Source organism: Nakamurella sp. PAMC28650, from assembly GCF_014303395.1.
Taxonomy (GTDB): domain Bacteria; phylum Actinomycetota; class Actinomycetes; order Mycobacteriales; family Nakamurellaceae; genus Nakamurella.
Window position 1 is genome coordinate 5,213,118 of sequence record NZ_CP060298.1, and the last position, 25,750, is coordinate 5,238,867.

Here is a 25,750-nt window from a genome sequence, read left to right on the forward strand (position 1 = left end):
TGCATTGCCGGGCGAGGGGTGACAGACCTCAGCTGATCAGCTCGACCGCCGCCGAGCGCTGCAGCTTGCCCGACGGGGTCTTGGGCAGAGATCCCACGGGCAGGACCGTGACCAGAGCGGGCCGGACCCCCATCGCAGAGGTCACCGCCGAACGCACCTGGGACGAGATCCGGCTGACCGCATCCGGATCCGCGGCCTCCCGGGATTCGACCGCCACCGCGAACGATTCACGACGGCCCTCCTCGAGCCACCGCACCGCCACCGCGTTGCCGGCCCGGACGCCGTCGACGGTCTCGGCGATCCGCTCGACGTCCGTCGGATAGATGTTGCGACCGCCCATGATGATGACGTCCTTCACCCGGCCGCAGACGACCACCTCACCGTCGACCAGATAGCCGAGATCGCCGGTGTCCAGCCAACCGTCCGCACCCCTGGTCGGCTGCGGACCCTCGACCGTCAGGTACAGCTCGGTGATCGAGTCGCCGCGCAGGTGCAGGACACCGACCTCGCGATCGCCCAGGTGCTCGCCGTCCTCGCCGAACGCCACCACTTCGATGCCCGGCAGGGGCGGGCCCAGTTCGGGGAACGAGCGGGTGCCGGCGCCAGCTCGTTCGACCGGCTCGGCCCGGCGGCGGTTCTCCAGTGCCTCCGCGTCGATGGTGTCCACCTTGAGCGGAGTGCCCCACGGGTGGAACGACACTGCGAGCGTCGCCTCGGCCATCCCGTAGGCGCAGACCACCGCGGTGGAGGGCAGGCCGAACGGCGCGCCTGCGCGCAGGAATCCCTCTGTGGCCCTGACGTCGATGGGCTCTGCTCCGTTCAGGGCGAACCGCATGCTGGACAGGTCCAGATCGGTTGCCCTGGCCAGCACCCTGGCCGTCAGGGCATAGGCGAAGTTGGGTGCCGCGGTGACCGTGCCGCGATACCTGCTGATCAGTTCCGGCCAGAGCAGCGGCTTGGCCAGGAAATCGGCGGGCGTGACGGTGACCAGCTCGATCCCCCGGCACATCGGCAGGGTCAGGAACCCGACCATGCCCATGTCGTGGAAGAGGGGCAGCCAGGACACCATCACGTCATCCGGCCGCAGTCGGGCCGACGCACACATCGCATCGATGTTGGCCCAGAGGTTGCCGTGGGTGATCCGGACCGCCTTGGGCGTCGAGGTGGATCCCGACGTCAGCTGCAACAGGGCCGGATCGTCCGGCCCGATCTCGAGCACCGGAGCCTGCTCCGGGTCACCGGCGTTCAGCTGGTCGATCGTGACGGCCTCGATACCGGTGCCGGCCAGCAGTCCGACCAACTCGGTGAACGGCTCGCCGACGACCACCAGCCGGGCCCCGATCACACCCAGGGTCGTCATCGTCTCGGTCGCGTAGCGGTCGAGCCTGGTCCGCGCCGTCGGCTGGTGCAACATCGTCACCGATCCACCGGCCAGCCAGACCGACTGTGCCGCCGGGGCCACCTCGACCGGTGTTCCGGCCAGGATGGCGACCGCGTCGCCCTTGACCAGACCTCGTGCGGCCAGCGTCGCAGCACCGGCGCGGGCCCGCTGGTGGATCTCCGCCCAGCTGGTCCGGACGACGGTACGTGGCTCACCGGTGATCATTCCGGCGTCGCCCAGCGCGGCAGTGCGCAGGGCGTCGATGAAGGCGCTCATCTGCAAACGATCTCACAACCGATGGTCTACCGTCGGCCCCTGGACGTCACCGGCCCCGACCGGCGCGTGCCGCAGCCGACCCAGGGAGACGCCGATGCTCGAGGCCACCACCGCCGCCACTGCTCAGATCGTGGTCCTCGGATCGGTCAACATGGACCTGGTGACCACCACCGACCGCCTACCCTCTCCGGGAGAAACGTTGCTGGGAAACAGTTTCAGTACCATTCCCGGCGGCAAGGGCGGCAACCAGGCGATTGCTGCGGCCCGGGCCGGCGGTGCGGTGGTGTTCATCGGCGCTGTCGGCCGGGACGATTTCGGCACACAGCTCACCCACGCGCTGGAGAGCAGCGGCGTGTCGGTGGCCCTGCTGCGGCACACCCGGGGCCCCAGCGGCATCGCCGCCATCACGGTCGACCAACGGGCCGAGAATTCGATCGTGGTGATCCAGGGCGCGAATGCGGCGCTCGTCGGGCTGACCGACGCCGACCGTGACGCGGTCCGTACCGCCGGAATGCTCGTGTGCCAGCTCGAGATACCGATCTCGGCCGTCATCTCGGCGGCGGGAGTGGCCGCCGCCGCCGGGGTACCCGTCCTGCTGAACCCGTCACCGGCCCGGGAACTGCCGCCCGAACTGCTGGCGTCGGTCTCCCTGCTGGTCCTCAACGAGACCGAGGCGGCCTCGATCGGACCCGACGCCGTGGCCGTGGTCCCGCACGTGGTGATCACGCTCGGTGCCGCCGGTGCCCGTTACCGCGGCCCGGACGGGCAGTTCGACGTGCGCGCACCGACGGTCGAAGCGGTGGACACCACCGGTGCCGGCGACGCCTTCACCGGCGCGCTGGCCGTGGCCTGGACCAGCGGTCTGTCGCCGCGCGCCTCGGTGGAACTCGCCTGCGCGGCCGGAGCGCTGGCCACCACGACCAAGGGGGCCGCCACGTCGTCGCCGATCCGATCCGCGATCGACGCCTTGGCCGGGGCCACCTATCGGCCTTGACGGGGCCCGGGTCCGGACGGTTCTGGGTCGGCGGCCCCGCCGGGCGACGGTTAACCCATCCGAAGGTAAATCCGGGCGAAACCTACAATTCCGGCCCGTCCGGCTATCTTGTTCCATGATCCAGTTCTACGGTGCTCAGCAGACCCGCACCGGTGCGGAACTCTGGAGGAAACGATGACTCGACCCGGCTCGGAGCACGCCATTCCGGGCTCGCCCCGGCCACCTCTGAGAGGTCGGGGCTCGAGTGCGCTGATCTGGCGATGGTGGAACCTGCTCCTGTTGTTGCCGTTGCTGATGCTCGTCACGCCCTGGTTCAATTTCGACAAACCCCGCGTGTTCGGTCTTCCGTTCTTCTACTGGTACCAACTGGCGTTCGTTTTCGTTGGTGTCGCCTGTGTCTCGACCGTCTACGTGATGACCAGAACCCGACCGGCCTCCACGCTTCCCCCGCCGGCCGCGGTCACCTCCGACGACCGGCCGGCCGACGGGGCCACCCGATGACGGGCCACCGGACGGAGTTCACCGTCTTCGCCGTGCTGTTCGTCGGGGTCGCGGTGATGGGTTTCCTGGCCAGCCGGTGGAAGGCCGGGGACACCATGGACCACCTCGACGAATGGGGTCTGGGCGGGCGGAAGTTCGGCGGCTGGGTCACCTGGTTCCTCGTCGGTGGCGATCTCTACACGGCCTACACCTTCGTCGCGGTCCCGGCCCTGGTGTTCGGCGCCGGCGCGCTCGGCTTCTACGCGCTGCCCTACACGGTGGTGCTCTACCCCATCGTCTTCCTCCCCGTGCTGCGGCTGTGGTCGGTCTCCCGGGCGAAGGGCTACGTCACGCCCGCCGACTTCGTGCGCGGGCGGTACGGCTCGCCGACGCTGGCGCTGCTGATCGCGATCACCGGCATCGTCGCCACCATGCCGTACATCGCGCTGCAACTCGTCGGCCTGGAATCGGTGCTGCGGACGATGGGCATCAACGCCCACGGGTTCATCGGGCACCTTCCGCTGCTGCTGGCCTTCCTGGTGCTGGCGCTCTACACCTTCCAGTCCGGACTGCGCGCCCCCGCCCTGATCGCATTCGTGAAGGACGGCCTGATCTATCTCGTCATCATCGTCGCGGTGATCTACCTGCCGTCCAAGCTCGGCGGCTGGAGCCACATCTTCGATTCGGCCGCAGCCAAGTTCGCCGCCACCCCGAGCAAGGCCGACGGCACCCTGCTGACCGGCAACAACCAGTTGCAGTACGCCACCCTGGCCCTGGGTTCGGCGCTGGCGCTGTTCCTGTACCCGCATTCGGCCACCGGCATCCTGGCCTCCCGCGGTCGGAACGTCATCAAGAAGAACATGATCGCGCTGCCCGCGTACTCGTTCCTGCTGGGCCTGCTCGCACTGCTGGGGTACGTGGCGATCGCGGCCGGCACGAAACCGATCGTCAACAATGCCACGGGCAAGGCCGACACCAACACCATCGTGCCGGCCCTGTTCCAGGGTCAGTTCAGCGGCTGGTTCGCCGGGATCGCTTTTGCCGCCATCGGTATCGGCGCCCTGGTCCCCGCGGCCATCATGTCCATCGCCGCCGCGAACCTCTGGACCCGGAACATCTACAAGGAGTACATCAACAAGGGCGCCAGCTCGAAACAGGAAGCCAAGCAAGCGAAGTGGGCCTCGTTGGTGGTCAAGTTCGGGGCGGTGGCGTTCATCTTCTTCATCGACCCGCAGTTCTCCATCGATCTGCAGCTGATCGGCGGCGTGATCATCCTGCAGACTTTGCCGGCGGTGGCCATCGCGCTCTACACCCGCTGGCAGCACTCGGCGGCGTTGATCGCCGGCTGGGCGGTCGGGCTGGGCTGGGGGCTCTACCTGCTGTACACGATCCCCAACCCGGCCAACGGAAAGCTCCACTTCGGCGGTTCGGCGCTCCAGCTGAGCCAGCTGTCGATCGTCGGATGGCACCCGTTCGGCCACTCGGCCTTCCAGATCTACGTCGGCGTCGTGGCTCTGGCCGCCAACCTGATCGTCGTGCTGGTGGTCACCGCGGTGTTGCGGGCGCTCAAGGTGAAAGACGGTCGGGACGACACCGTGGGAGCCGACTACCACGTGGACGAGGGCGACGTCGGGCTGCGGGAGGTCGCCGCCGACTGATCTGAACAGCGTCATGCCGGCAGGATTTACCTGGAGTTTTCCGGGCCGCCCTACCCACGGGTGCGACAACGGGGGAACATGACACTGTGACGTACAGCGCTGTACACGATCTGTTCATCGACGAACGCGAACTTCGGGTCTACTCGAACGGCTCCGGCAAGCCGGTGCTGATGCTGCACGACCTGGGAACCTCTGCTGCGACCTTCGAACATCTGACGACCCCGCTGGTGCGCGCCGACCGGGAACTGGTGGCGGTCGACCTACCGGGCAGCGGTCGCAGCGACCCGGTGCCGGGCACCGACCTGGCGTCGTACGTCGAGCATCTGGCGATGATGCTGCCCAGCCTCGGCTCTGATCCCATCGACATCCTCGGCCACGGTTTCGGGGGGTACCTCGCCGCGTGTCTCGCCGCCCGGTATCCGCAACTGATCCACCGACTGCTCCTGTGCGAGCCGGCGGCTCCTCCGCGTTCCGGTCCACCGGCCAGCGGCCGGATGTCGCCGGGCATGGCCCTGTCCGGGGCGATGACGACCCTGCGGCGCGGCAAGCTGCGCCAGAACCTGCAGGGTTTCTCCCGGGCGAAGTCGGTGCTCGACCAGTTGGGGGTCGCAGATCCGGGGTGGTGGGATTCGCTGGGCCGGATCACCGCGCCGACCATGGTGTTGTGCACGAGCGCGGCGGAGGTGGGCGAGCGGGCCGTCATGGACCTGATCGCCGCTGCCATTCCGGGCGCCGTGCGGGCCACGATGGCGTGCCCCAGGAGGCCGCACACCAGCGCCCCGGTCGAGTTCTCCACCCAGATCCTGGAATTCTTCTGCCACTGAGCCCGGGCCTAGAGCGTGTCTGGTAATTCAGCGGAGGTGCAGCACGCTGGCGGCCAGATGGACACCGCCAAGGAATGTCAGGGCGTGTTTGTCATAGCGGGTGGCGATGCCGCGCCACTGTTTCAGACGGGCGTATCCGCGTTCGACGGCGTTGCGGCGTTTGTACTCCTCGGCTTCAAATCCTGGTGGGCGGCCACCGCGTGAACCCTTCGCCTGACGATGGGCCTGCTGGTCACTGCGCTGCGGAATGGTGTTGCCGATACGTCTGCGCCGCAACTCCTTCCGAGTGGAGGGATGCGAATACGCGCGATCGGCCAGTACCCGGAACCGGCGGGCCCGAACGCCCCGCTGCTGCCGGCGGTGCAGATCCAACAACGGCACCAACTGGGGATTGTCGCCGGCCTGGCCGGGCGTCAGGATCACCGTCACAGGGCAGGCCCGCTGATCGGTCAAGGAATGGATCTTCGTCGACAGACCGCCCCGGGATCGGCCCAACGCGTGGTCAGCGGGTTCGACCGGCAAATTCTTGTCATTCGATGGTGCCCCCTGTGTCCTGCTCGACCGTCGAAACGACCTCCGAGGTGACGCTCTTGCGAGCCCCGGCCGCGTGCTGGTGCGCGCGCACCACCGTGGAATCCACCGACAGCAACTCGATGACGGCGTCACCCTCAACGTCCTGGACAAACCCAGCCCGTTTCGCGGCCACCAAGATCCGGTCATAGGTACCGTCGGTTGACCAGCGGAAATGCCGTGCCCACACCGTCTGCCAACGACCCAGCTCGGTCGGCAGATCCCGCCACGGCGAGCCCGTCCGGTAGCGCCAGCAGATCGCCTCGAGCATCTCGCGGTGATCGTTCCACGGACGGCCACGCCGACCACCGTAGGCCGGCATCAACGGCTCGACCACCGCCCAGAACTCGTCCGAGATCACTCCTATACGCGCCATAGGAAGATCATCAACGTCGAGGCGCCGATTGATTAGCAGACACGCTCTAGGCACGGACCACCATCCCCAGCCAGCCAGCCAGCCAGGCGGGTCTCGGGCCTCGCATGGATCAACATCGCAGGCATGGCTCAAAGTGGACGATTTGGGACTGGAGTGACAGGAGTCGTCACTTTCGCCCACGCCTGCGATGTTGATCCATGCGTCAGCTCTGCTCGAGGGCCTCGGCCGCGATCATCCAGCCGGTCTCGGCCTCGTCCTTCTCCCGAGCGATGACCACCAGCTGGGCGTTGAGGTCGGCGCCGGCCTCGTAGTCGGCGCCGACGGTAGCTAGTTTCGCGTGCAGCTCCTTCTCCTTGCGCAACAACGATTCCATCTTCTTCTCCCACCGCTGCAGGTCCTTGCGCAGTGACCTGGTGGTGGCCGCATCCAGGCTCGCCCCGGAGGCGCCCACGCCGGCGGCACCGACCGCGCCGGAGACCGAACCGACCTCGACCGCCGCCCGACGGCGCAGATACTCGGCGATGCCACCCGGCAGGTGGGTGATCTTCCCGTCACCGAGCAGGGCCACCACGTCGTCGGTGACGCGCTCGATCAGGTACCGGTCGTGGCTGACGACGATCAGCGTGCCGGGCCAGGAATCCAGCAGGTCCTCCAGCGAGGACAGCGTGTCGGTGTCCAGATCGTTGGTCGGTTCGTCCAGGACGAGGACGTTCGGCTCCGCCATCAGGATCCGGAGCAGTTGCAGACGACGACGCTCACCGCCGGAGAGCTGCGCCACCCGGGTCCACTGGTGTTCGTTGGTGAACCCGAACCGCTCGGCGAGCTGACCGGCCGAGATGTCCTTGCCGCCGAGGTTGACGGTGCCGGCGATCTCGGTCACGGCCTCCAGCAGCCGCAGCTGGGCCGGCAACTCGACGACGTCCTGCGAGAGGTATCCGACGGAGACCGTCTTGCCTTTCTTGACCTCGCCGCTGGTCACCTCCCGATCGCCGACCAGCACCCGGAGCAGCGTGGACTTGCCCGATCCGTTGATGCCGACCAGCCCGATCCGGTCGCCGGGACCGATCCGCCAGGTGACGTCGTCCAGCAGCACCCGGTCACCGGCCGGCGTCGGAACGGTGGCCGTCACGTCCTCCAGGTCCAGGACGTCCTTGCCGAGTCGCTTGCGCGCGAAACTGTGGAGTTCCACGGTGTTCCGGGGTTCCGGGACGTCGGCGATCAGCGCCTCGGCGGCCTCGATGCGGAACCTCGGCTTGGCCGTCCTGGCCGGCGCGCCACGACGCAGCCAGGCCAATTCCTTGCGCGCCAGATTCTTTCGGGTCTCCTCGGCCGCACGGTCCAACCGGAGCCGGTCCGCGCGAGCGAAAACCCAGTCCGAGTAGCCACCTTCACGTATGTGGACGGTGCCGTCCACCACCTCCCAGGTGGTGTTGGCGACGGCGTCGAGGAACCAGCGATCATGGGTGACGGCGACCAGGGCCGACCGGCGGGCCAGCAGGTGATCGGCCAGCCAGGCGACACCTTCGATGTCCAGGTGGTTGGTGGGCTCGTCCAGGATCAGCAGATCCGCGTCGGTGACCAATGCCGCGGCGAGCGCCACCCGGCGACGCTCACCTCCGGACAGGTTGTCCACCAGCGTGTCCAACCCGATGTTGGCCAGACCCAGACCGTCCAGGATGTTGCGGACCGACGAGTCCGACGCCCAGCCATGGTCGCCCTCGCCGAAGGTATGGAGCACGATGTCCCTGACGCTCGCGCCCGGCTCCAGCCGATCCGACTGCGTGACCACCTCGATGGTCACCCCCCGCAGGGTCGCGACCCGTCCGGAGTCCGGGGGGACCAGCCCGGCCAGCACCGTCAGCAAGGTGGTCTTGCCGGAACCGTTGAGGCCCAGAACGCCGATCCGATCACCGGTCTGGACACCGAGCGAAACTTCGGACAGCACGGCGCGCACGCCGTGGAGGACGGTGGCGGATTCGAGATTGACGAGATTGGCCATGAGGTGGAACGTTCCTTTTCTGACATCGTGCTTTTCTGACATCGTGCTGCTTCTGACATCGTGCTGTTGGTGACATCGTGCTGGGGGTGTCGGGGCGCCCGTCGGTCCGTGGCTGATTCCCGCCCCCAGTCCCTGCGCCAGGGGATCCGGCGGAGGGACCACGGCGGTCTAGGAGATCAGCTTGGCTCCCGGCGCGGGGCCGGCGGCGACCCGGACGGCGCGACAGGTGCCGGATCCGGCCAGTTCGGCGGCGACCTCGCCGGCCGCAGCCTGATCGGCGCACAGCAACGCCACCGTCGGACCCGACCCGGAAACGACGCCGCCCAGAGCGCCCGCGGCGATCCCGGCACGCAGGGTCCGGCGGAGGCCGGGCTGCAGCGAGATGGCCGCCGCCTGCAGATCGTTGCCGAGCGCGGCCCCGACAGCCTTCGGGTCCCCGCTCGTCAGGGCGGTCAGCATTTCCTGCACCGCACCGACTCTCGGCGTTTCCGCGTTGGCTCGCAGCCGGTCGAGCTCGGCGAACACGGCCGGCGTCGACAGACCGGAATCGGCCAGCGCCAGCACCCAGTGCAGCGGGGTCCGAGCCAGCACCGGCGACAACCGTTCCCCCCGACCGGTTCCGACGGCGGTGCCGCCGGCCAGCGCGAACGGAACATCCGACCCGAGCTCGGCGCCGATCTCCGACATCTGGTCCCGACTGAGCTCCAGCCCCCACAGCGCCGCGCAGCCGATCAGGGCCGCGGCTGCGTCTGCGCTACCGCCGGCCATCCCGCCGGCGACGGGGATCTGCTTGGTGATCTCGATGGCCACCGGTCCGCCCGCCCTGGTCCTCCGGGTGAGCAGTCTGGCCGCGGCCCCGGCCAGATTCTTCGCGCCGGCCGGTACGCCGACCGCGCCCTGGGTGTGGACGGTGTGCCGGGGGGCGTTCGTCACGGTCAGTTCGTCGCAGAGGTCGACGGCGTGGAAGACCGTGACGAGGTCGTGGTAGCCGTCGTCCCGCAGCTCCCCCACGGCGAGATACAGATTGATCTTGCCCGGCACGCGGACGGTGACCCGGCCCGGCAGGTGCAGCACGCGGCTCACGGGCCGACCTGCAGGTCCGCGGCCGCCCTGGCCTCGGCGATCCGGGCGAAGGCGTCGACGTCCAGCATCTCGCCCCGCAGCCCGGGATCGACCCCGGCCGCGCGCAGAAGTTCCTCGGCGCGTACCGGGGAGCCGGCCCAACCGGACAGCGCGGCCCGCAAGGTCTTGCGCCGCTGGGCGAACGCTGCGTCGATGACGGCGAACACGGCTTTGCGATCGCCGGCACGCGGGACGGCATGTCGGTCGATGGCCACCAGTGCCGAATCCACTCCGGGGACCGGCCAGAACACCGAACGCCCGATCGCTCCGGCCCGGCGCGCCGATCCGTACCAGGCCGCTTTCGCACTCGGCGAGCCGTACGTCCTCGATCCGGGCGGGGCGGCCAGCCGATCGGCGACCTCGGCCTGCACCATCACCAGAACCCTTTGCAGGGAGGGGATCTCGGACAGTAGATGCAGCAGCACGGGGACCGCGACGTTGTACGGGAGGTTGGCCACCAGTGAAGTGGGTTCGCCTGCGAGGTCGGTACCGAGGATCGTCATCGCATCGGCGGTGATGACCGTGAGGTCGCCGACGCGGCCCGGGGCGTGCGCGGCAACCGTCGTCGGCAGGAGATCGGCCAGCCGGTGGTCGATCTCGATCGCGGTGACCGTCGCGGAGACCTCGAGCAGCGCCAGCGTCAGCGAGCCGAGCCCCGGTCCGATCTCCAGGACGTGGCCGGCCCGGTCCAGCTTGGCCGCGAGCGCGATCCGGCGCACCGTGTTCGCGTCGTGGACGAAGTTCTGACCGAGCGACTTGGTCGGACGGAGATCGAGTTGGGCCGCCAGACGTCGGACCTCGGCCGCACCGAGCAGGGTGATTTCCGCGCTCGGCCCACCGGAGCTCTCGCCAGGGAACCCCGCCGAGAGCTCCGCCGGGATCCGGGCAGGACTGTCATCACTCACGACGACCATCCTCACACGCTGCGACCGGCCGGGTGGCACGGCAGAGGTGGCCACCACCGGGCACCGGGCTCGGCCGGGTGGTCCCGGACCATCTGAGTTCGGGGGGCCGCATCGGTGTCGCGGAGAGGGGCGGTGTGCGCGGCAGGATCAGTGGGCCGAGTCCCGGCACGCCCACGGCTCGAGACCGCGCTGCTGGAACAGGATCTTGGCCCGCATCAGCTGCTCCTCGGGGCTGGCATCGATCGGATTTCCGGATCCCCCGACGGAGGCCCAGGTGGGCAGGTCGAACTGGAACATGCCGTAGGTCGGCAGTCCGGCGGCCGGATTCGCGTTCACCGCCGTGGGGTTGTGCGTCGACTCACACATGGCCAGGCCGTCCCAGTTGACGCCGAAACTGGTGTCGTTGGTGAACACCTCGCTGCCGACGTAGGTGAAGCTCGACTTGGTTCCGATGTGCGTGACGGCTCCCACCGGTGCGACCACGGTTCGGCGGCTCTTCTCGGTCCGTGCGGTCTGCCGGCCGTTGACCGACGTCACCGTGTAGGTGATCAGCTCGCTGCCCGGCCGGCCCGCCTGGGTGAGCTTCGTCGTCCCCTTGACGATGGTCGCGTCGTCGACGGTCCTGGAAGCCGGCTGCGGGAGGGCGATCCTCGAACTGGCGCTGCTGACCACCACACGGTCGACGGTGACGACCAGCCCGTCGGAAAGTGTGGTGCCCGGTGCCGGCGACACCGTGTCGTGTGGCCCGAGGGTGACCTTCTGCTGGGCGAGCAGCTCCCCGACCGTTGCGGCAGTCGTCGTCGAGGACTGGGCCGCGTTGCCGCCGACCGCCACGGCCACGGTATGCAGAGTGGCGCCGCTGACCGCCAGCCCGGCCAGCGGGATGGCCCGCGAGCGGTTCGCCGACAGCGACCAATCGGACGTTCGTGTGCCGAGTTGGACCAGCGCCTCGTCGACGGTGCGAGCCGTGGTCCAGATCTGGCGCTGTCGCCCGTCGATGGTCAGGGTCAACAGGCGGCCACGGTCGAGCACGATCGTCGCACCGTCGGAGATCGGGGTCGCCGCACCGGGGGCGAGGAAGTCATGGCTGTCGAGCGTGATTCCGGCCGTCGCCAACGCACCGGCGACCGAATCGGAGGCGGTGCTCACCCGCTCGGTCCGCCCGTCGACGACGATCGACACCGTCTTGCCGGTCGCAGGCTGACCACCGGTTGCGGTGGCGCCCAGAGTGCCGCCGGCCATCGTGCCGCCGCCGACGGTCAGCAGGCACAACGCAGCAGCCGCACCCAGCAGAACGGGCTTGCGGAGATAACCGCGGCGCGGAGTGACCAGTCGCGCCGAGGAGGTGTTCGTGCGCGGGACGACCTCGTGCGGCGGACCGGTCTGCTCTCCGGGAGCATCCTCCTGTGCCGCAGCACCTCCGGGCCGGTTGCGGCCCTGGTGGCCGTCGTGCCCGTCGTGGTCGTCGTGGTCGTCCGAGCCGTCGGGGTCGTCCAGGTTTTCGTGATCGTCGTGGTCGTCTCCGACCGGTGCTGACCGTTCGTCCGGTGCAGTGTCGTGCTCGTCGCCGGCCGTGTGGAGGAGCGAAAACCCGACATCGATGGGTTCCTCTGGCCGCGTGGGGTCCTCAGGCTGCGCGGTGGGCGCCTGCCGGGCATCCGGCTCCGCTGACGCCTCGGGGGCCTCCGGTGTCGCGTCGACACCGTCGAGGCGACCGATCAGCGTGTCGATCTGCTCGGCGGAGATGCGGCCGAGCGGACCCGTCTGCGCGGCGGCCGGCTCTGTGGTGGTGTTCCCGACCTCCGGGCGCACCTCGTCGAGGTCGTCAGCGGGTGCGGCGTGGCGCGGGGCTCTGGCCACCAACGAGCCGTAGTACGGCGCCGGGGCGTCAGAGCGTGCAGCAATGGATGTTTCGGCCGGACGGGCCAGTCCGAGAATCCAGGACATGTCCGAGGACTGCGGCTCGTCCTCGACCGCATGGTGCTTGCTCACGTGCCATCCGTTACGTGGTCGAACCCAGGCAGGGGGCTGGTCATCGCCGTCTGCACGCGCCCGATCGCGTCATCCGAATGGGGACGACCATCGAGAAGAAATGGCCTACCACCTCGACACCTGCTCAGGATCCCCATCCTGGCTGTTATCACAGAACAGTAACGGATATCGTCACGGTTAGCAATCCAGGGCGCCGCCGGTCGTGCGCCCGTCACATCGGATATAGCGATCAACACAGAAGGCCCGAATTCCCTCTGCGGGAATTCGGGGTTTCTCGTCAGCTCAACATCTTGCGGCGCAGGACGTCACGCCCAGCCCGGTGGAATCAGCCGGCGGCGTATCCGCAGGACCACGGACCGAGTCCGCGCGACGCGTAGACCCTTTCAGCAATGGCGATCTGCTGATCCTTGCTGGCCAGATCGGCCCGGGAGGCATATTGCCCGCCACCGTTGCTCAACCAGGTTCCGGAATCGAACTGGAGACCGCCGTAATAACCGTTTCCGGTGTTGATCGCCCAGTTGTTGGTCGACTCACAATTGGCGATCGCGTCCCAGTTGACGCTCCAGTGGCTGGGGTTGTCGTAGTAGGCCGCACTCCCAGGAGCCGCCCCTCCGGAGCTGGAACTCGACGTGGACGGTGCTGCCTTGCTCACCGTCGAAGGAGACGCGGACGACGTCGGTGCCGGTGCGGCGGCCGACGTCGGGGCGGCGCTCGTACTGGGCGCCGGTGCCGTGGTCTGCACCGGGGGCGCCACATAGGTCCCGACGTGGGTGATCGTGGCCATGGCGATCTTCGTCGTCTTGCGGCCGAGTTCCTGCGGGGCACCGGCCTTGCCGTTGACGATCTTCATCCGGTACGTGATGGAGATGGCACCGGCCTGACCCTGCTGGGTCACGTTGGACGTGCCCTGATCCATGGAGTTGTCGTCAACGGTCTGGTCGGCGGGCTGGGCCACCACCTGCGTCCGGGTCACCAGGCGGAAACCGACCCTGGTGATGGTGATCCTCAGGCCCTGGGTGAGGGCGGTGGACACGGCCGGCGCCACGACGTCGTCCTTGCCGACCTTGATGCCCTGCGCCTTGAGCAGATCACCCACGGTCTTGAGGTCGGAGACCCTGGACGACGCCTTGCCGGCTCCGTCGGCGATCAGCACCGTCGGCAGGGTACGCACGGTGACCTGGACGCCGTCGGACAGCACCGTGGTCAGCGCCGGTGAGACGCGGTCGTCGGGGCCGAGCTTGATGCCCTGCTGTGCCAGCAGCGCGGCCACAGTCGTGGCGGGTGATGTCACGCTGTCCATGGCACCACCCACCCGACCCACCCGGACGGTGTGCAGCGAAGCGGCAGTGATCTTCATGCCGTCCAGCGGGATCGAGCGGGAACGGTTGGCCGACAGCTGGAAGTCGGCCGGATTGCGGCCGATCTCTGCCAGCGCCTGGTCGACGGTCCGCGCCGTGGTCCAGATCGTCTGCTGGTGGCCGTCGATCGTCACGGTGAACAACCGGCCACGGTTCAGGGCGATCTGCGAGCCGTCGGAGATGGAGGCGCCACCGGCGGGGGCCAGCGTGTCGTGCGACGTGACGCTCAGACCGGCCGCGGCCAGTGCTCCGTCGACCGACCCGGCCAGCGTCGTCACCTGACGTTGCGTTCCGTCGACCGAGATGGTGACCGTCTTGGCCATCGCCGCCACCGTCCCGCCGCCGACCGTCAGGGCGCACACCAGGGCGGCCACACCGATCAGTACGGGCTTGCGGAGACGACTCCTCGTCTTGGCGACCGGCTCGGCCGGCAGAGCCAGGGCCGCTGCAGCGGGCTCGGCTGCTGCGTGAGGCTCGGCCGCTACGTGATGCTCGGCTGCTGCGTGAGGCTCGGCCTCTACGGGGGTGACAGCTTCTGCACGGGGGCCTGCTGCGGCGGCCGCACCAGCTGCCGGGGAGGCGTCGAGCTTCTCCGATGCCGCCTCGTCGCCGAGGGGGGCAATGTCGGACCCATCCGTCTGCGGAGAGGTTCCGAACTGATCGAAGAAGGCCTGCGCCGATTCGTCGTGCGAATCGGGCGCTTCGTTGCTGGGAGCCAAGTCACATCCATACCTCGTACCGTTCGGGCAGGGGGACGAGGTGCATCGACGTGCGCCACCGGTGGACACCGGGAGTGCGGCGGACATGACAAGGGCAGGCGTTGAGTGCGCGATCCGGACTGCGGATGGACGGCGCGGACAGCACCTGCCCCGATGCACCCGGGACTTCCCCATCCCGGCTGTTATCACGGGACAGTAACGGCCAGAGCACAGGTCGGCAACCTCTGGAACCCTCAGCAACAGCCGAAGGGTTGCCGTGGAACGGGGATTTATTCAGGTTGAGTGCTTAATTCACCCATATGCCGTACATCCGACCTGTGGTCCGACTCACCTGTTCACACAGCTCCGCCATATCTTGGCCGCGTACCTTCGCCAGCGCTCTGAGCGTGTAGGGCAGTGCGAAAGGTTCGTTGCGCTTCCCCCGGAACGGATGGGGAGTCAGGAACGGGGCGTCGGTCTCCACCAGGATCAGATCCGTCGGTGCCAGCCGGGCCGCCTCCTGGAGATCCACCGCGTTGCGGAAGCTGACCGGGCCGGCGAACGACATCACGTACCCGGCGTCGGCGCAGCGGCTCGCCATCGCCGCATCACCGGAGAAGCAGTGGAAGATGACCCGCTCGGGCGCTCCCTCTGCGTCGAGCACCTCGAAGACCGCCTCGTGGGCGTTTCGATCGTGGATCATCAGCGCCTTGCCGGTGCGTTTGGCCAGGTCGATGTGCCACGCGAACGCCTCGGCCTGGGCACGGTGGGGCGCCTCCTCCCAGTAGTGGTCCAGACCGGTCTCGCCGATCGCCACCACCTTCTCGTCGGCAGCCAGCCGCTCGAGTTCCGCCTTGACCACGCCGTCGAGCAGATCGGCCCTGGTGGGGTGCAGCGCCACCGCCGCGTACAGGTCGGGATGCCAGTGCGCAGCCTCGACCGCCCACACCGCCGATTCAAGGTCGTCGGCCACGGTGACCACCCTGGTGACCCCGACCGCGGCCGCCCTGGCCATCGCAGCGCCGACATCCTCCGCGTTCTCGCAACCGCAGGCGTCCAGGTGGGTGTGGGCGTCGGCCACCGGGAACGGCAACGGCTCGGGGGCCGGCGCCAGGGACCGGTCGCGCATCGACTCGTGCAGCACCATCGTCAGGAGATCGGTGCCCAGCTCGGGCCGGTCTCGCCGAGCTCCGGGGGGAGCTTGGGGAACAGGGGGGTGGGCTTGGACAACCTCGTGCCCGGCACGATGTCCCGGCGGGCCCAGACGGCGAGCTGGTGGCGGTAGTCCCCGGTGAGGACCGGGTAGTCACGGACTGCGGGTGCCCCGACACCCTCGACGTCGTCGTCGAAGTCGGTGACCTGACGGATCTCCGGCTGCGCCGCCCAGACACCCTCGCCGCCCAGCGCCTCGAACACCTTCTGGGAAGAATGCGGCAGGAAGGGCGTCAGCAACGTCTTGGCGTCGTCGACCACCTGGAGCGCGGTGTGCAGCACCGTCGCCTGACGGACGGCGTCCGCACCCAGCTTCCACGGCTCGGTGTCGGAGATGTACTTGTTCGCCAACCCGACCACCCGCATCGCCTCGGCCATGGCCTGCTTGAACCGACTGCGGCCCAACAGATCCCCGACCACGGCGAAGCCTTGTTCGGAAGCCGTCAGCAGCGCGCGATCCAGTTCGGTCCTGACGCCGGGCGCCGGGATCTCACCGAAATTCTTGTGCGCCATCGACACCGACCTGTTGACCAGGTTGCCCCATTCGTTTGCGAGCTCGAAGTTGTTGCGCCGCACGAACTCGTCCCAGGTGAAGTCGCTGTCCTGGTTCTCCGGGCCGGCCGCGACGATGAAGTAGCGCAGCGCATCGGGGCCGAACTCCCGGATGAAGTCGCCGACGTAGATGACGGTGTTGCGTGACGTGGAGAACTTCGAGCCGCTCATCGTCAGGAACTCGCTGGAGACCACCTCGGTCGGCAGATTCAGCGCGCCGAGGACGCCCGGCGTGCCTCCGCGCGAGCCGCGGCCGTCGTACGCCAGGAGCTCGGCCGGCCAGATCTGCGAGTGGAAGGTGATGTTGTCCTTGCCCATGAAGTAGTACTGCCTGGCCTGCTCGTCCGACCAGAACCTGCGCCAGGCCTCGGGTTCCGAGCCGTAGCGTCTGGCCCACTCGATCGAGGCGGACAGGTAGCCGACCACCGCGTCAAACCAGACGTACAGCTTCTTGTCGCTGCGATCACGCCAGCCGTCCAGCGGAACCGGTATGCCCCAGTCGATATCGCGCGTCATGGCCCGAGGTTTGAGGTCTGCCAGCAGGTTCGTGGAGAACTTGATGACATTCGGACGCCAGTCCTTGCGAGTACCCAGCCACTGCCCCAGCGCCTCGGCCAGCGCCGGAAGATCCAGGAAGAGGTGCTCGGACTCGACGAAAGCCGGTGTCTCACCGTTGATCCGGGACTTCGGGTTGATCAGGTCGATCGGGTCGAGCTGGTTGCCGCAGTTGTCGCACTGGTCACCGCGCGCCGCGCCATAGCCGCAGATCGGGCAGGTGCCCTCGATGTACCGATCGGGCAACGTCCGTCCGGTCGATGGCGAGATCGCACTCATCGTCGTCTTCGGGACCATGTACCCGTTGCGGTGGACGGTGCGGAACAGTTCCTGCACCACGGCGTAGTGGTTGCGGGTGGTCGTCCTGGTGAACAGGTCGTAGCTGACGCCCAGCTTCTGCAGGTCTTCCACGATGATCTTGTTGTAGCGGTCGGCCAGTTCCTGGGGCGCGACGCCCTCCGCGTCGGCGAGCACCAGGATGGGCGTGCCGTGCTCGTCGGTGCCGGACACCATCAGGACGTCGTTGCCGATCATCCGCTGGTAACGGGCGAAGACGTCGGAGGGAACACCGAAACCGGACACGTGCCCGATGTGGCGCGGGCCGTTGGTGTACGGCCAGGCGACCGCGGTCAGTATGGAGCTCATGGCATCAGGTTAGTGCGGCCGGGCACCCACTCCCGCCCGCCGCCCCCGCTCCCACACCCGGCTCCCCTACCCCGCTCCCCCGCCTGGCTCCCCCGGCTGTCCCCCGGCTGTCCCCCGGCGGCCGCGTGTGTCGCGCTGATCAACTTCGCCGGCGCTCATCAACGTCGCCATTCTGGTACGGATGGGACTCGAGTCAACCCGTTGATGAGCGCAGAGCTGGCCGGCCGAGGAACCGCCGGCCCTGGGACCGCGCCTGACGACTAGGAGACCGCCGGCGCCCCGTACCGCAGCCCGTCGAACACCAGATCCACCAATGCGATCGCACTGGCACCCGCGTCGGGTCTATCGGTGGCTATGCAGATTCCGCCCAGGGCCCTGATCACGTCACCCGGCTGGAAGTCCGGACGGATCTCGCCGGCTTCGGCCGCTCTGGTCATCAGCGAGCCCGCCGATTCGAGCAGGATGGCTCTGGCGGTATCCAACAGGTTGGTCTCGCTCTCCATCATGCATTTCAGCAGGACCATCAGTCCACGCTTGACGGCGCCGTACTCGACGAATCCCCGCATCCACAGACGGAGCGCATCGGACGGACCGTGCGAGAGCGGGAGTTCGCGCGCTGCGGTCTCCAGACCTTCGATCTGCTTGCGGTACACGGCCAGCACCAATGCTTCTCGCGTCGGGAAATGACGGTAGAGAGTGCCGATCCCGACGTCCGCGCGCCGAGCGATCTCCTCGAGGGCGACGTCGACACCTGAGTCGGTGAAGGCCGCCGTGGCGACCTCGATCAGCTTGTCCCGATTGCGCTGGGCGTCAGCCCGCAGCGGACGCGCAGCCACGGATGACGTCGGTGGCACCACAACGGGGCCGGTCACTTCGTGCTCCTCACGCAGAAAATTCGACTATTCGCTTGCACATCCGGAGGGTACCTCCGTATAGTTCTAAGCGGAGGCACCCTCCGGATGTGATCCGGAGGGACCATCCGCTTCGACAGTACGCCTGATGAGGGCGTGGAAGGAATGACCGACGTGATCCAATCCCCGTCCATCCTCGAATCCAGGACGGCCGCCCGCCGGCGACTGCTGGTCCTCGGACTGGTCCTGACCGCTCAGCTCATGGTCGTGCTCGACGCGACCATCGTGAACATCGCCTTACCGGACATCTCCGGCGCGCTGCACTTCACCCCGACCAGCCTGTCCTGGGTGATCAACGCTTACACCCTGGTCTTCGGCGGGCTGCTGCTGCTGGGCGCAAGGGCCGGCGACATCCTGGGCCGCCGAAAGGTTTTCCTGACCGGCATCGCGCTGTTCACCGTCGCCTCGCTGCTCGGTGGATTCGCCTCGTCGGCCGGTCTGCTGCTGGCCGCCCGCGCCGTCCAAGGCGTCGGAGCGGCACTCGCCGCACCGTCGGCGTTGGCTCTGCTCATGACGATGTTCCCCGACGCCCGCGAGCGCACCCGCGCGATCGGCTACTACACCGCTATCTCCATCGGCGGCAGCGCGGTCGGTCTGATCGCCGGCGGCATGTTGACCCAGTGGGTCTCTTGGCGCTGGGTGCTCTTCGTGAACGTCCCGATCGGCCTCGCCGTGCTCGCCGTCGCTCTCCGCGTTCTCCCCGAAACAGCCAGGCGCAGAGGTCATTTCGACCTGGCCGGGGCGATCACGTCAACCCTTGGCATGACGGGCCTCGTCTACGGATTCGTCCGTGCCGCATCGTCGGGATGGGGTGATCCGGTCACCGTCGCCGCCTTCGCCGGCGGAGCCGTCTTGCTGGCCACCTTCATCGCCGTGGAACTCCGGGCCCAGTCACCGATCGTCCCCCTGCGGCTGTTCGCCGATCGGGATCGCGCCGTCTCCTATGTCGCCAGACTGTTGCTGGTCGCCGGGATGATGGGCATGTTCTTCTTCCTGACGCAGTTCCTCCAGGAAGTGCTGCACTACTCGGCCGTGGTGTCCGGCTTGGCCTTCCTACCCCTGACGATCGTGCTGTTCACGGCGTCCCAGGTCTCCGCGCGTGTGCTCTCCGGCAGGATTCCGGCCAAGACCGTGATGGCGGTCGGCCTGACGTCCTCGACCCTCGGCCTGCTGTGGCTGACCCAGTTGCACGCCACCAGCAGCTACCTGGATCTGCTGTTCCCGCTGGTGCTGTTCGGCCTCGGCAACGGTCTCGCGTTCGTCCCCCTCACCACCACCTCGCTCTCTGGGGTGGAACCGGCCGATGCCGGCGCCGCCTCGGGCCTGGTCAACGTCATGCAGCAGGTCGGCGGGGCCCTGGGTCTTGCCGTTCTGGTCACGGTGTTCGGAAGTGCCTCCCGCGCAGCGGTTTCACCCGCCGGGGCCTCGGCCGCACAGAAGGCACAGCATGCCTTCGTCGTCGGCGCCGATCGCGGCTTCCTGATCGCGGCGTGCTTCCTGGCCGTGACGGTCGTCCTGGTGCTGGTCGCGATCCGCCCGCAGCCCAAGCCGTCGGAAGCGGTGACCGACCTCGACGACGAAGCCGCCGCGCTCGACGCCTCGGCCGAAGCAGCCCAGGCCGCCCACGCCTGACCCGCCCCTCCCGCGCTTATCAAGATCGTCGGCGCTCATCAACGTCACGGTTCTGGGACGAGAGTGACGCGAGTCGACTAGAGCGTGTCTGGTAATTCAGCGGAGGTGCAGCACGCTGGCGGCCAGATGGACACCGCCAAGGAATGTCAGGGCGTGTTTGTCATAGCGGGTGGCGATGCCGCGCCACTGTTTCAGACGGGCGTATCCGCGTTCGACGGCGTTGCGGCGTTTGTACTCCTCGGCTTCAAATCCTGGTGGGCGGCCACCGCGTGAACCCTTCGCCTGACGATGGGCCTGCTGGTCACTGCGCTGCGGAATGGTGTTGCCGATACGTCTGCGCCGCAACTCCTTCCGAGTGGAGGGATGCGAATACGCGCGATCGGCCAGTACCCGGAACCGGCGGGCCCGAACGCCCCGCTGCTGCCGGCGGTGCAGATCCAACAACGGCACCAACTGGGGATTGTCGCCGGCCTGGCCGGGCGTCAGGATCACCGTCACAGGGCAGGCCCGCTGATCGGTCAAGGAATGGATCTTCGTCGACAGACCGCCCCGGGATCGGCCCAACGCGTGGTCAGCGGGTTCGACCGGCAAATTCTTGTCATTCGATGGTGCCCCCTGTGTCCTGCTCGACCGTCGAAACGACCTCCGAGGTGACGCTCTTGCGAGCCCCGGCCGCGTGCTGGTGCGCGCGCACCACCGTGGAATCCACCGACAGCAACTCGATGACGGCGTCACCCTCAACGTCCTGGACAAACCCAGCCCGTTTCGCGGCCACCAAGATCCGGTCATAGGTACCGTCGGTTGACCAGCGGAAATGCCGTGCCCACACCGTCTGCCAACGACCCAGCTCGGTCGGCAGATCCCGCCACGGCGAGCCCGTCCGGTAGCGCCAGCAGATCGCCTCGAGCATCTCGCGGTGATCGTTCCACGGACGGCCACGCCGACCACCGTAGGCCGGCATCAACGGCTCGACCACCGCCCAGAACTCGTCCGAGATCACTCCTGTACGCGCCATAGGAAGATCATCAACGTCGAGGCGCCGATTGATTAGCAGACACGCTCTAGTTCATCAGCGCAAGCCAGACGCCCCGCCCGATGCCTCGCGCATTCGGCGGGGCGTCCTGCTGTCGGTGAGCCACTCCCATCCGCGCGCCGATTCATCCACATGGGGTCCGGCCATCCACAATTCTCGTCCTGACCTGGATTCGCTGGACGCGGATGAAGACACTTGTTCGCGTGAGCAAACGGGCGGACCAGCGACAGATCTCGATCCTGCACGATGTCTACGGACCGGTGTTCCAGCTGCGTGATGCAGATGCGGCCGGCATCCCCAGGGGTGTCATCAGGCGAATGGTGGACCATGGCGAACTGGAGCGCCTCGCCAAATCCGCATTCGCACTCGCTGCGACGATGGAGAACGCTTCGCCGTGGGAAAGGTTCCGCCTGCGTTCGATCGCGTTTGTCGCCGGCGCGCAGGACGGAACATTCCTGACGGGAGCGGCCGCCGCCGCTGTGCTCGGCCTTCCGATGATCTCCGACCCACCGGCGCTACCGACCGCAATCAGACACGGGAGCCCTCATACCGGGCACCGTCTGACCCCGTATGGCACGGTTCGCCACGGTTCCCTGCCCATGCGCGACCGCACGACCAGGAACAGGGTGCCGGTGGTGAGCCCTGCGCATTGCGCGATCGATGTGGCTCGTCACTTCGGTTCGCGGGACGGCCTGGTGGTGGCCGACAAGGTTCTGCACGGCGACATATCGCGCGAAGTATTGGCTGCCATCACCCGAGGAATGGATCACTACCCCGGCATCAACGAGGCACGCTGGGTGGTCGAGCACGCCGACCAACGCTCCGAGAGTCCACTGGAAACCCTGGGTCGGTTCGCCTTTCTGCTGGCCGCTCTGCCGGCCCCACTCTCGAACGTGTGGATTCCCGCCGGCGGTCAGTGGTTTCGGGTCGACCACCTGATACCCGAGACCGGCGTGATCCTCGAAGCCGACGGCGCCATCAAATACAACAATCGAGCTGACGCTTCACTGCTGATCGCCGACGACCGGGACCGGGAACGATTGCTCCGCGGACTGGGCTTCGGGCTCACCCGCTACCAGTGGTCCACCGCCGTCCATCATCCCGGTGAGGTCATTTTCCGCGCTGCCGAAGCCGCCCGGCTGCGAGGCCCGCAACCCGTCCCCACCTGCTGGAGGGTTGACTCACCGTTCAACTGAGCCACGCGACTCGTCCGCGCTCATGATCGTGGCCATTTTGGGACTCGAGTGACAGGAGTCGACCCGATCATGAGCGCCGGCGAAGTTGATAAGCGCGGGAGGGGCGCGGCGGTAGTTGATCAGCGCGGGAGGGGCGCGGCGGTAGTTGATCAGCGCGGGAGGGGCGCGGCGGTAGTTGATCAGCGCGGGAGCCGCGCTGAGGTAGGGGGCCGCGCGGGACGCGGGTCAGGCGTCGACTTCGGAGCGGTCACCGGACCAGAGGGTGTGGAACGTGCCTTCGGTGTCGACCCGCTGGTAGGTGTGCGCGCCGAAGAAGTCCCGCTGGCCCTGGATCAATGCGGCGGGCAGGCGCGGGGAGCGCAGGCCGTCGTAGTAGGACAGTGCGGCAGCGAAGCCCGGGGTCGGCAGGCCGGCCTTGGCTGCGCCGCCCACCACCGAGCGCCACGAATCCTGCACGCCGGCCATCGCCTTGGTGAAGTACCCCGTGAACAGCAGGGACGCCGGACGCTCCGCCTTGCCGTCGTAGGCCTCGGTGATCCGGTTGAGGAACGCCGCCCGGATGATGCATCCTCCGCGCCAGATGCGCGCCACCGCACCGAGATCGATGTCCCAGTCGTACTCCTTCGCACCGGCGACGATCTCATCCAGACCCTGCGCGTAGGCGACGATCTTGGACGCATACAGCGCCCGACGGACGTCCTCGACGAAGCTGTCCTTGTCTTCGAGCGACATCGACCCGTCCGGCCCGGGCAGTTCGCCGGCCGCGGCCCGCTGGTCCGGCAGAGAGGAGAGACCACGGGCGAACACGGCCTCGGCGATCCCGGACACCGGGACCGCCAGGTCCAGCGCGGTCTGCACGGTCCAGGTGCCGGTGCCCTTCATCCCGGCCGCGTCGACCACCACGTCGACGAACGGCTTGCCGGTCTTCGCGTCGACCTGACGCAACACCTCGGCGGTGATCTCGATCAGGAACGAGTCGAGCTCGCCCTTGTTCCACTCGGCGAAGATGTCGGCGATCTCGGCGGGTTCGATGCCGGCGCCCCGGCGCAGCAGGTCATAGGCCTCGGCAATCAACTGCATGTCGGCGTACTCGATGCCGTTGTGCACCATCTTGACGAAGTGACCCGCGCCGTTCTCACCGATGTGGGTACAGCACGGCGCGCCGTCGACGTGCGCGGAGATCTTCTCCAGGATCGGGCCGAGGGACTTGTATGCCTCGGCGGAACCCCCCGGCATGATCGACGGTCCGAGCAACGCACCCTCCTCACCACCGGAGATGCCGCAGCCGACGAAGTTGATTCCCTTCTCCTTGGCGGCTGCCTCACGGCGGATGGTGTCGGCGAACTTGGCGTTTCCGCCGTCGATCAGGATGTCGCCCGGTTCCAGCAACTCGGACAGCTCGTCGATGACGGCATCGGTGGGGCCGCCGGCCTTGACCATGATGATGATCTTGCGCGGCACCTTCAGCGAGGCGACGAAATCAACCGCGGACTCGGACCCGACGAAGTCGCCGTCGGACCCGTGCTCGTCCAGCAGCGCCTTCATCTTGTTCGTCGATCGGTTGTGGACAGCGGTGACGAATCCCTTGCTGGCGAAGTTCCGGGCCAGGTTCGAGCCCATCACGGCCAGACCGGTGACACCGATGTCGGCGGTGGCGGTGGTGTCGGACATGGCAAGGACCTCCGGTGGCGGCAGTGAGCAGTCAGGTGTGCCGACCCAGTTTTCCGTACGACCGCCGGGCCGCAACAGCCGGGGCTACGCAGCCCGGCGGGCCCGGAAAGAAATCGTCAGGCCAGAGCTGACCTGACGGCCGCGGCGATCTTGGCGCCGTCGGCCCGGCCGGCCGCCCTGGCCTGGGCCGCCTTGATCACCAGGCCCATCTGCTTCATCGTCGGCGGCGCCCCGGTGGCGGCCGCCACCTCGGCGACCGCGTCGGCGACCAGCGCGGGGAGGTCGTCGTCGGACAGCTGCGCGGGCAGGTAGGCGGCGATGACGGCCGACTCGGCACGTTCCTTGTCCGCCAGCTCCTTGCGTCCGGCTCCGTCGAACGCCTCGGCGGACTCCTTGCGCTTCTTGACCTCGCGGCCGAGCACCTTGACGACCTCGTCGTCGGAGAGCTCCCGCGCGGTGCTGCCGGAGACCTCCTCGTTCTGGATGGCCGCAACGGCCATCCGCAGCGTGCCGAGGGTCAGCGCATCACGCGCCTTCATCGCCGCCGTCAGATCGGACCGCAGCCGTGCCTTCAGTTCGGACATCCGCCCCACCCTTTTCTCACCGCTGTCAGACACCCGGTACGCCAGCAAACGCAACATCCACGACTCGCTCCCCGCCGGTCGCGGGGCACTGCCACTCCCGCAGAAGGCGGGGACCTGACGAACGTTAGTCCGCAGCGGGCCGGCACAGCATGAAGTCATCCCCGCCCACCGACGGATCCGGCCCGCCGACACATCGGGTTCACGCCGACCTATCGGGTTCACGCCGACCTATCGGGTTCACGCCGACCTATCGGGTTCATGCCAACACATCGTTCAACTGCGATGACCGACGGCGTAGACGGTCCGGCGCGGTAGCCCGAATCTGGCCGCGATCGCGTCCACGGCATCCCGCCGGGTCGAGCCGGCGGCCACGAGTTCAGCCACCGCAGCGCCCAGCGCCGCGTCGGACGGCGGACCGGCAGCGTCTGCCGAGGCTCCGCCGACCACCAGCGTGACCTCACCGCGCACGCCGTCGGATCCGGCCGACAACTCCCCGAGAGATCCCCGGCGCACCTCCTCGTAGGTCTTCGTCAGCTCGCGGCACAGCGCCGCCGGTCGGTCGGCGCCGAAGGCCGCCACCATCGCCACCAGGGTGTCGGAGAGCCGGTGCACCGATTCGAAGAAGACCATCGTGCGGGCCTCACCGGCCAGGGCCGCCAGCGAGGTGGACCGCTCGCCTGCTTTCCTCGGCAGGAATCCCTCGAAGGTGAACCTGTCCGACGGCAGACCGGACAGCGCCAGCGCGGTGATGACGGCGCTCGGGCCCGGCACGGAGGTCACCGTCAGGCCGGCTGCGGCCGCAGCGGCGACCAGTCGGTACCCGGGGTCGGACACCGACGGCATGCCCGCATCGGTGACCAGCACCACCTCGTCCCCCAGCCGGATGCGCTCGAGCAGACCGGGGATCCTGGCCTGCTCCACGGCCTCGTAGTAGGACAGCACGGTGCCCGAGAGGGAGACACCGAGATCGGAGGCCAACCTGTGAAGCCGCCGGGTGTCCTCGGCCGCGATCACGTCCGCCGAGGTCAGAGCCGCAACCAAACCGGCAGATGCATCCGAGACCCGGCCGAGCGGCGTGCCGGCGAGCACCAAACGGCCCGGGACGCCTTCGACTCTCATGTCCTCA

General features: G+C 68.1%; 20 protein-coding genes. 6 read left to right on the plus strand and 14 right to left on the minus strand.

The window, feature by feature from the left end; genetic code table 11:
- Positions 1-28: 28 nt before the first annotated feature.
- Positions 29-1,657 (minus strand): fatty acyl-AMP ligase, encoded by a 1,629-nt coding sequence (locus H7F38_RS23570; RefSeq protein ID WP_187092028.1) that lies wholly within the window; start codon positions 1,655-1,657, stop codon positions 29-31.
- A 94-nt stretch (positions 1,658-1,751) separates the two neighbouring features.
- Here H7F38_RS23570 and H7F38_RS23575 point away from each other — a divergent pair, with 94 nt between their 5' ends.
- The 4 genes from H7F38_RS23575 to H7F38_RS23590 all read left to right on the plus strand — a co-directional run bounded on the left by H7F38_RS23575 (position 1,752) and on the right by H7F38_RS23590 (position 5,613).
- Entirely contained in the window at positions 1,752-2,651 is a 900-nt protein-coding gene (locus H7F38_RS23575) for a ribokinase (protein ID WP_187092029.1), read from the plus strand.
- 174 nt (positions 2,652-2,825) lie between these two features.
- Positions 2,826-3,152: a DUF3311 domain-containing protein gene (locus H7F38_RS23580; RefSeq protein ID WP_187092030.1), complete on the plus strand. Its 327-nt coding sequence runs from the start codon at positions 2,826-2,828 to the stop codon at positions 3,150-3,152.
- Positions 3,149-4,789 carry a monocarboxylate uptake permease MctP gene (mctP, locus tag H7F38_RS23585; protein WP_187092031.1) on the plus strand — a complete coding sequence of 547 codons (1,641 nt, stop codon included), beginning with the start codon at positions 3,149-3,151 and terminating at the stop codon, positions 4,787-4,789. Before H7F38_RS23580 ends, mctP begins: the two co-directional genes overlap by 4 nt.
- A gap of 86 nt (positions 4,790-4,875) precedes the next feature.
- Entirely contained in the window at positions 4,876-5,613 is a 738-nt protein-coding gene (locus H7F38_RS23590) for an alpha/beta fold hydrolase (protein ID WP_187092032.1), read from the plus strand.
- 27 nt (positions 5,614-5,640) lie between these two features.
- On the opposite strand, the gene H7F38_RS23595 is transcribed toward H7F38_RS23590, so the two are convergent.
- The 9 genes from H7F38_RS23595 to H7F38_RS23635 all read right to left on the minus strand — a co-directional run bounded on the left by H7F38_RS23595 (position 5,641) and on the right by H7F38_RS23635 (position 18,469).
- Positions 5,641-6,559, minus strand: a protein-coding gene (locus tag H7F38_RS23595) for an IS5 family transposase (protein ID WP_370531275.1) whose coding sequence is annotated in 2 segments (ribosomal slippage) — positions 5,641-6,207 and positions 6,209-6,559 — 918 coding nt in all. Because the reading frame shifts where the segments join, the coding sequence is not laid out codon by codon here.
- A 202-nt stretch (positions 6,560-6,761) separates the two neighbouring features.
- The gene (locus H7F38_RS23600) at positions 6,762-8,558 is read right to left on the minus strand and encodes an ABC-F family ATP-binding cassette domain-containing protein (protein WP_187094943.1); all 1,797 of its coding nucleotides are present in this window, start codon (positions 8,556-8,558) and stop codon (positions 6,762-6,764) included.
- A gap of 168 nt (positions 8,559-8,726) precedes the next feature.
- On the minus strand, positions 8,727-9,641 hold the full coding sequence (locus tag H7F38_RS23605; protein ID WP_222618288.1) for a 4-(cytidine 5'-diphospho)-2-C-methyl-D-erythritol kinase: 915 nt from the start codon (positions 9,639-9,641) through the stop codon (positions 8,727-8,729).
- Entirely contained in the window at positions 9,638-10,501 is an 864-nt protein-coding gene (gene rsmA / locus H7F38_RS23610) for a 16S rRNA (adenine(1518)-N(6)/adenine(1519)-N(6))-dimethyltransferase RsmA (RefSeq protein ID WP_370531414.1), read from the minus strand. The genes H7F38_RS23605 and rsmA overlap by 4 nt, the downstream gene beginning before the upstream one ends.
- 231 nt (positions 10,502-10,732) lie before the next feature.
- Positions 10,733-12,577 carry a resuscitation-promoting factor gene (locus H7F38_RS23615; protein WP_187092034.1) on the minus strand — a complete coding sequence of 615 codons (1,845 nt, stop codon included), beginning with the start codon at positions 12,575-12,577 and terminating at the stop codon, positions 10,733-10,735.
- Positions 12,578-12,902: 325 nt separating this feature from the next.
- Positions 12,903-14,654 (minus strand): resuscitation-promoting factor, encoded by a 1,752-nt coding sequence (locus H7F38_RS26320; protein WP_187092035.1) that lies wholly within the window; start codon positions 14,652-14,654, stop codon positions 12,903-12,905.
- A 286-nt stretch (positions 14,655-14,940) separates the two neighbouring features.
- Positions 14,941-15,762 (minus strand): TatD family hydrolase, encoded by an 822-nt coding sequence (locus H7F38_RS23625; protein WP_187092036.1) that lies wholly within the window; start codon positions 15,760-15,762, stop codon positions 14,941-14,943.
- A gap of 20 nt (positions 15,763-15,782) precedes the next feature.
- Positions 15,783-17,597, minus strand: coding sequence for a methionine--tRNA ligase (gene metG, locus H7F38_RS23630; protein ID WP_187092037.1), 1,815 nt, complete (start codon positions 17,595-17,597; stop codon positions 15,783-15,785).
- Between the two features lie 260 nt (positions 17,598-17,857).
- On the minus strand, positions 17,858-18,469 hold the full coding sequence (locus tag H7F38_RS23635) for a TetR/AcrR family transcriptional regulator (RefSeq protein WP_222618289.1): 612 nt from the start codon (positions 18,467-18,469) through the stop codon (positions 17,858-17,860).
- A 144-nt stretch (positions 18,470-18,613) separates the two neighbouring features.
- Here H7F38_RS23635 and H7F38_RS23640 point away from each other — a divergent pair, with 144 nt between their 5' ends.
- Complete coding sequence (locus H7F38_RS23640; protein WP_187092038.1) at positions 18,614-20,140, plus strand: MFS transporter; 1,527 nt, start codon at positions 18,614-18,616, stop codon at positions 20,138-20,140.
- Positions 20,141-20,236: 96 nt separating this feature from the next.
- Here the strand turns inward: H7F38_RS23640 and H7F38_RS23645 are convergent.
- Positions 20,237-21,155 (minus strand): IS5 family transposase gene (locus tag H7F38_RS23645; protein WP_370531276.1). Its coding sequence is split into 2 segments (ribosomal slippage): positions 20,237-20,803 and positions 20,805-21,155, totalling 918 coding nucleotides; the frame shifts between segments, so codons are not numbered across the junction.
- A gap of 221 nt (positions 21,156-21,376) precedes the next feature.
- Here H7F38_RS23645 and H7F38_RS23650 point away from each other — a divergent pair.
- The gene (locus tag H7F38_RS23650; protein ID WP_187092039.1) at positions 21,377-22,369 is read left to right on the plus strand and encodes a type IV toxin-antitoxin system AbiEi family antitoxin domain-containing protein; all 993 of its coding nucleotides are present in this window, start codon (positions 21,377-21,379) and stop codon (positions 22,367-22,369) included.
- Between the two features lie 225 nt (positions 22,370-22,594).
- On the opposite strand, the gene gndA is transcribed toward H7F38_RS23650, so the two are convergent.
- From gndA to rsmI, 3 genes are all read right to left on the minus strand, one after another.
- A complete protein-coding gene (gndA, locus tag H7F38_RS23655) occupies positions 22,595-24,040 on the minus strand; it encodes an NADP-dependent phosphogluconate dehydrogenase (RefSeq protein WP_187092040.1) in 1,446 nt (481 codons plus the stop codon).
- 116 nt (positions 24,041-24,156) lie between these two features.
- Positions 24,157-24,624, minus strand: a complete 468-nt coding sequence (locus tag H7F38_RS23660; protein ID WP_187092041.1) for a GatB/YqeY domain-containing protein — start codon at positions 24,622-24,624, stop codon at positions 24,157-24,159.
- Positions 24,625-24,897: 273 nt separating this feature from the next.
- Complete coding sequence (gene rsmI / locus H7F38_RS23665) at positions 24,898-25,743, minus strand: 16S rRNA (cytidine(1402)-2'-O)-methyltransferase (protein WP_187092042.1); 846 nt, start codon at positions 25,741-25,743, stop codon at positions 24,898-24,900.
- Positions 25,744-25,750: the final 7 nt, after the last annotated feature.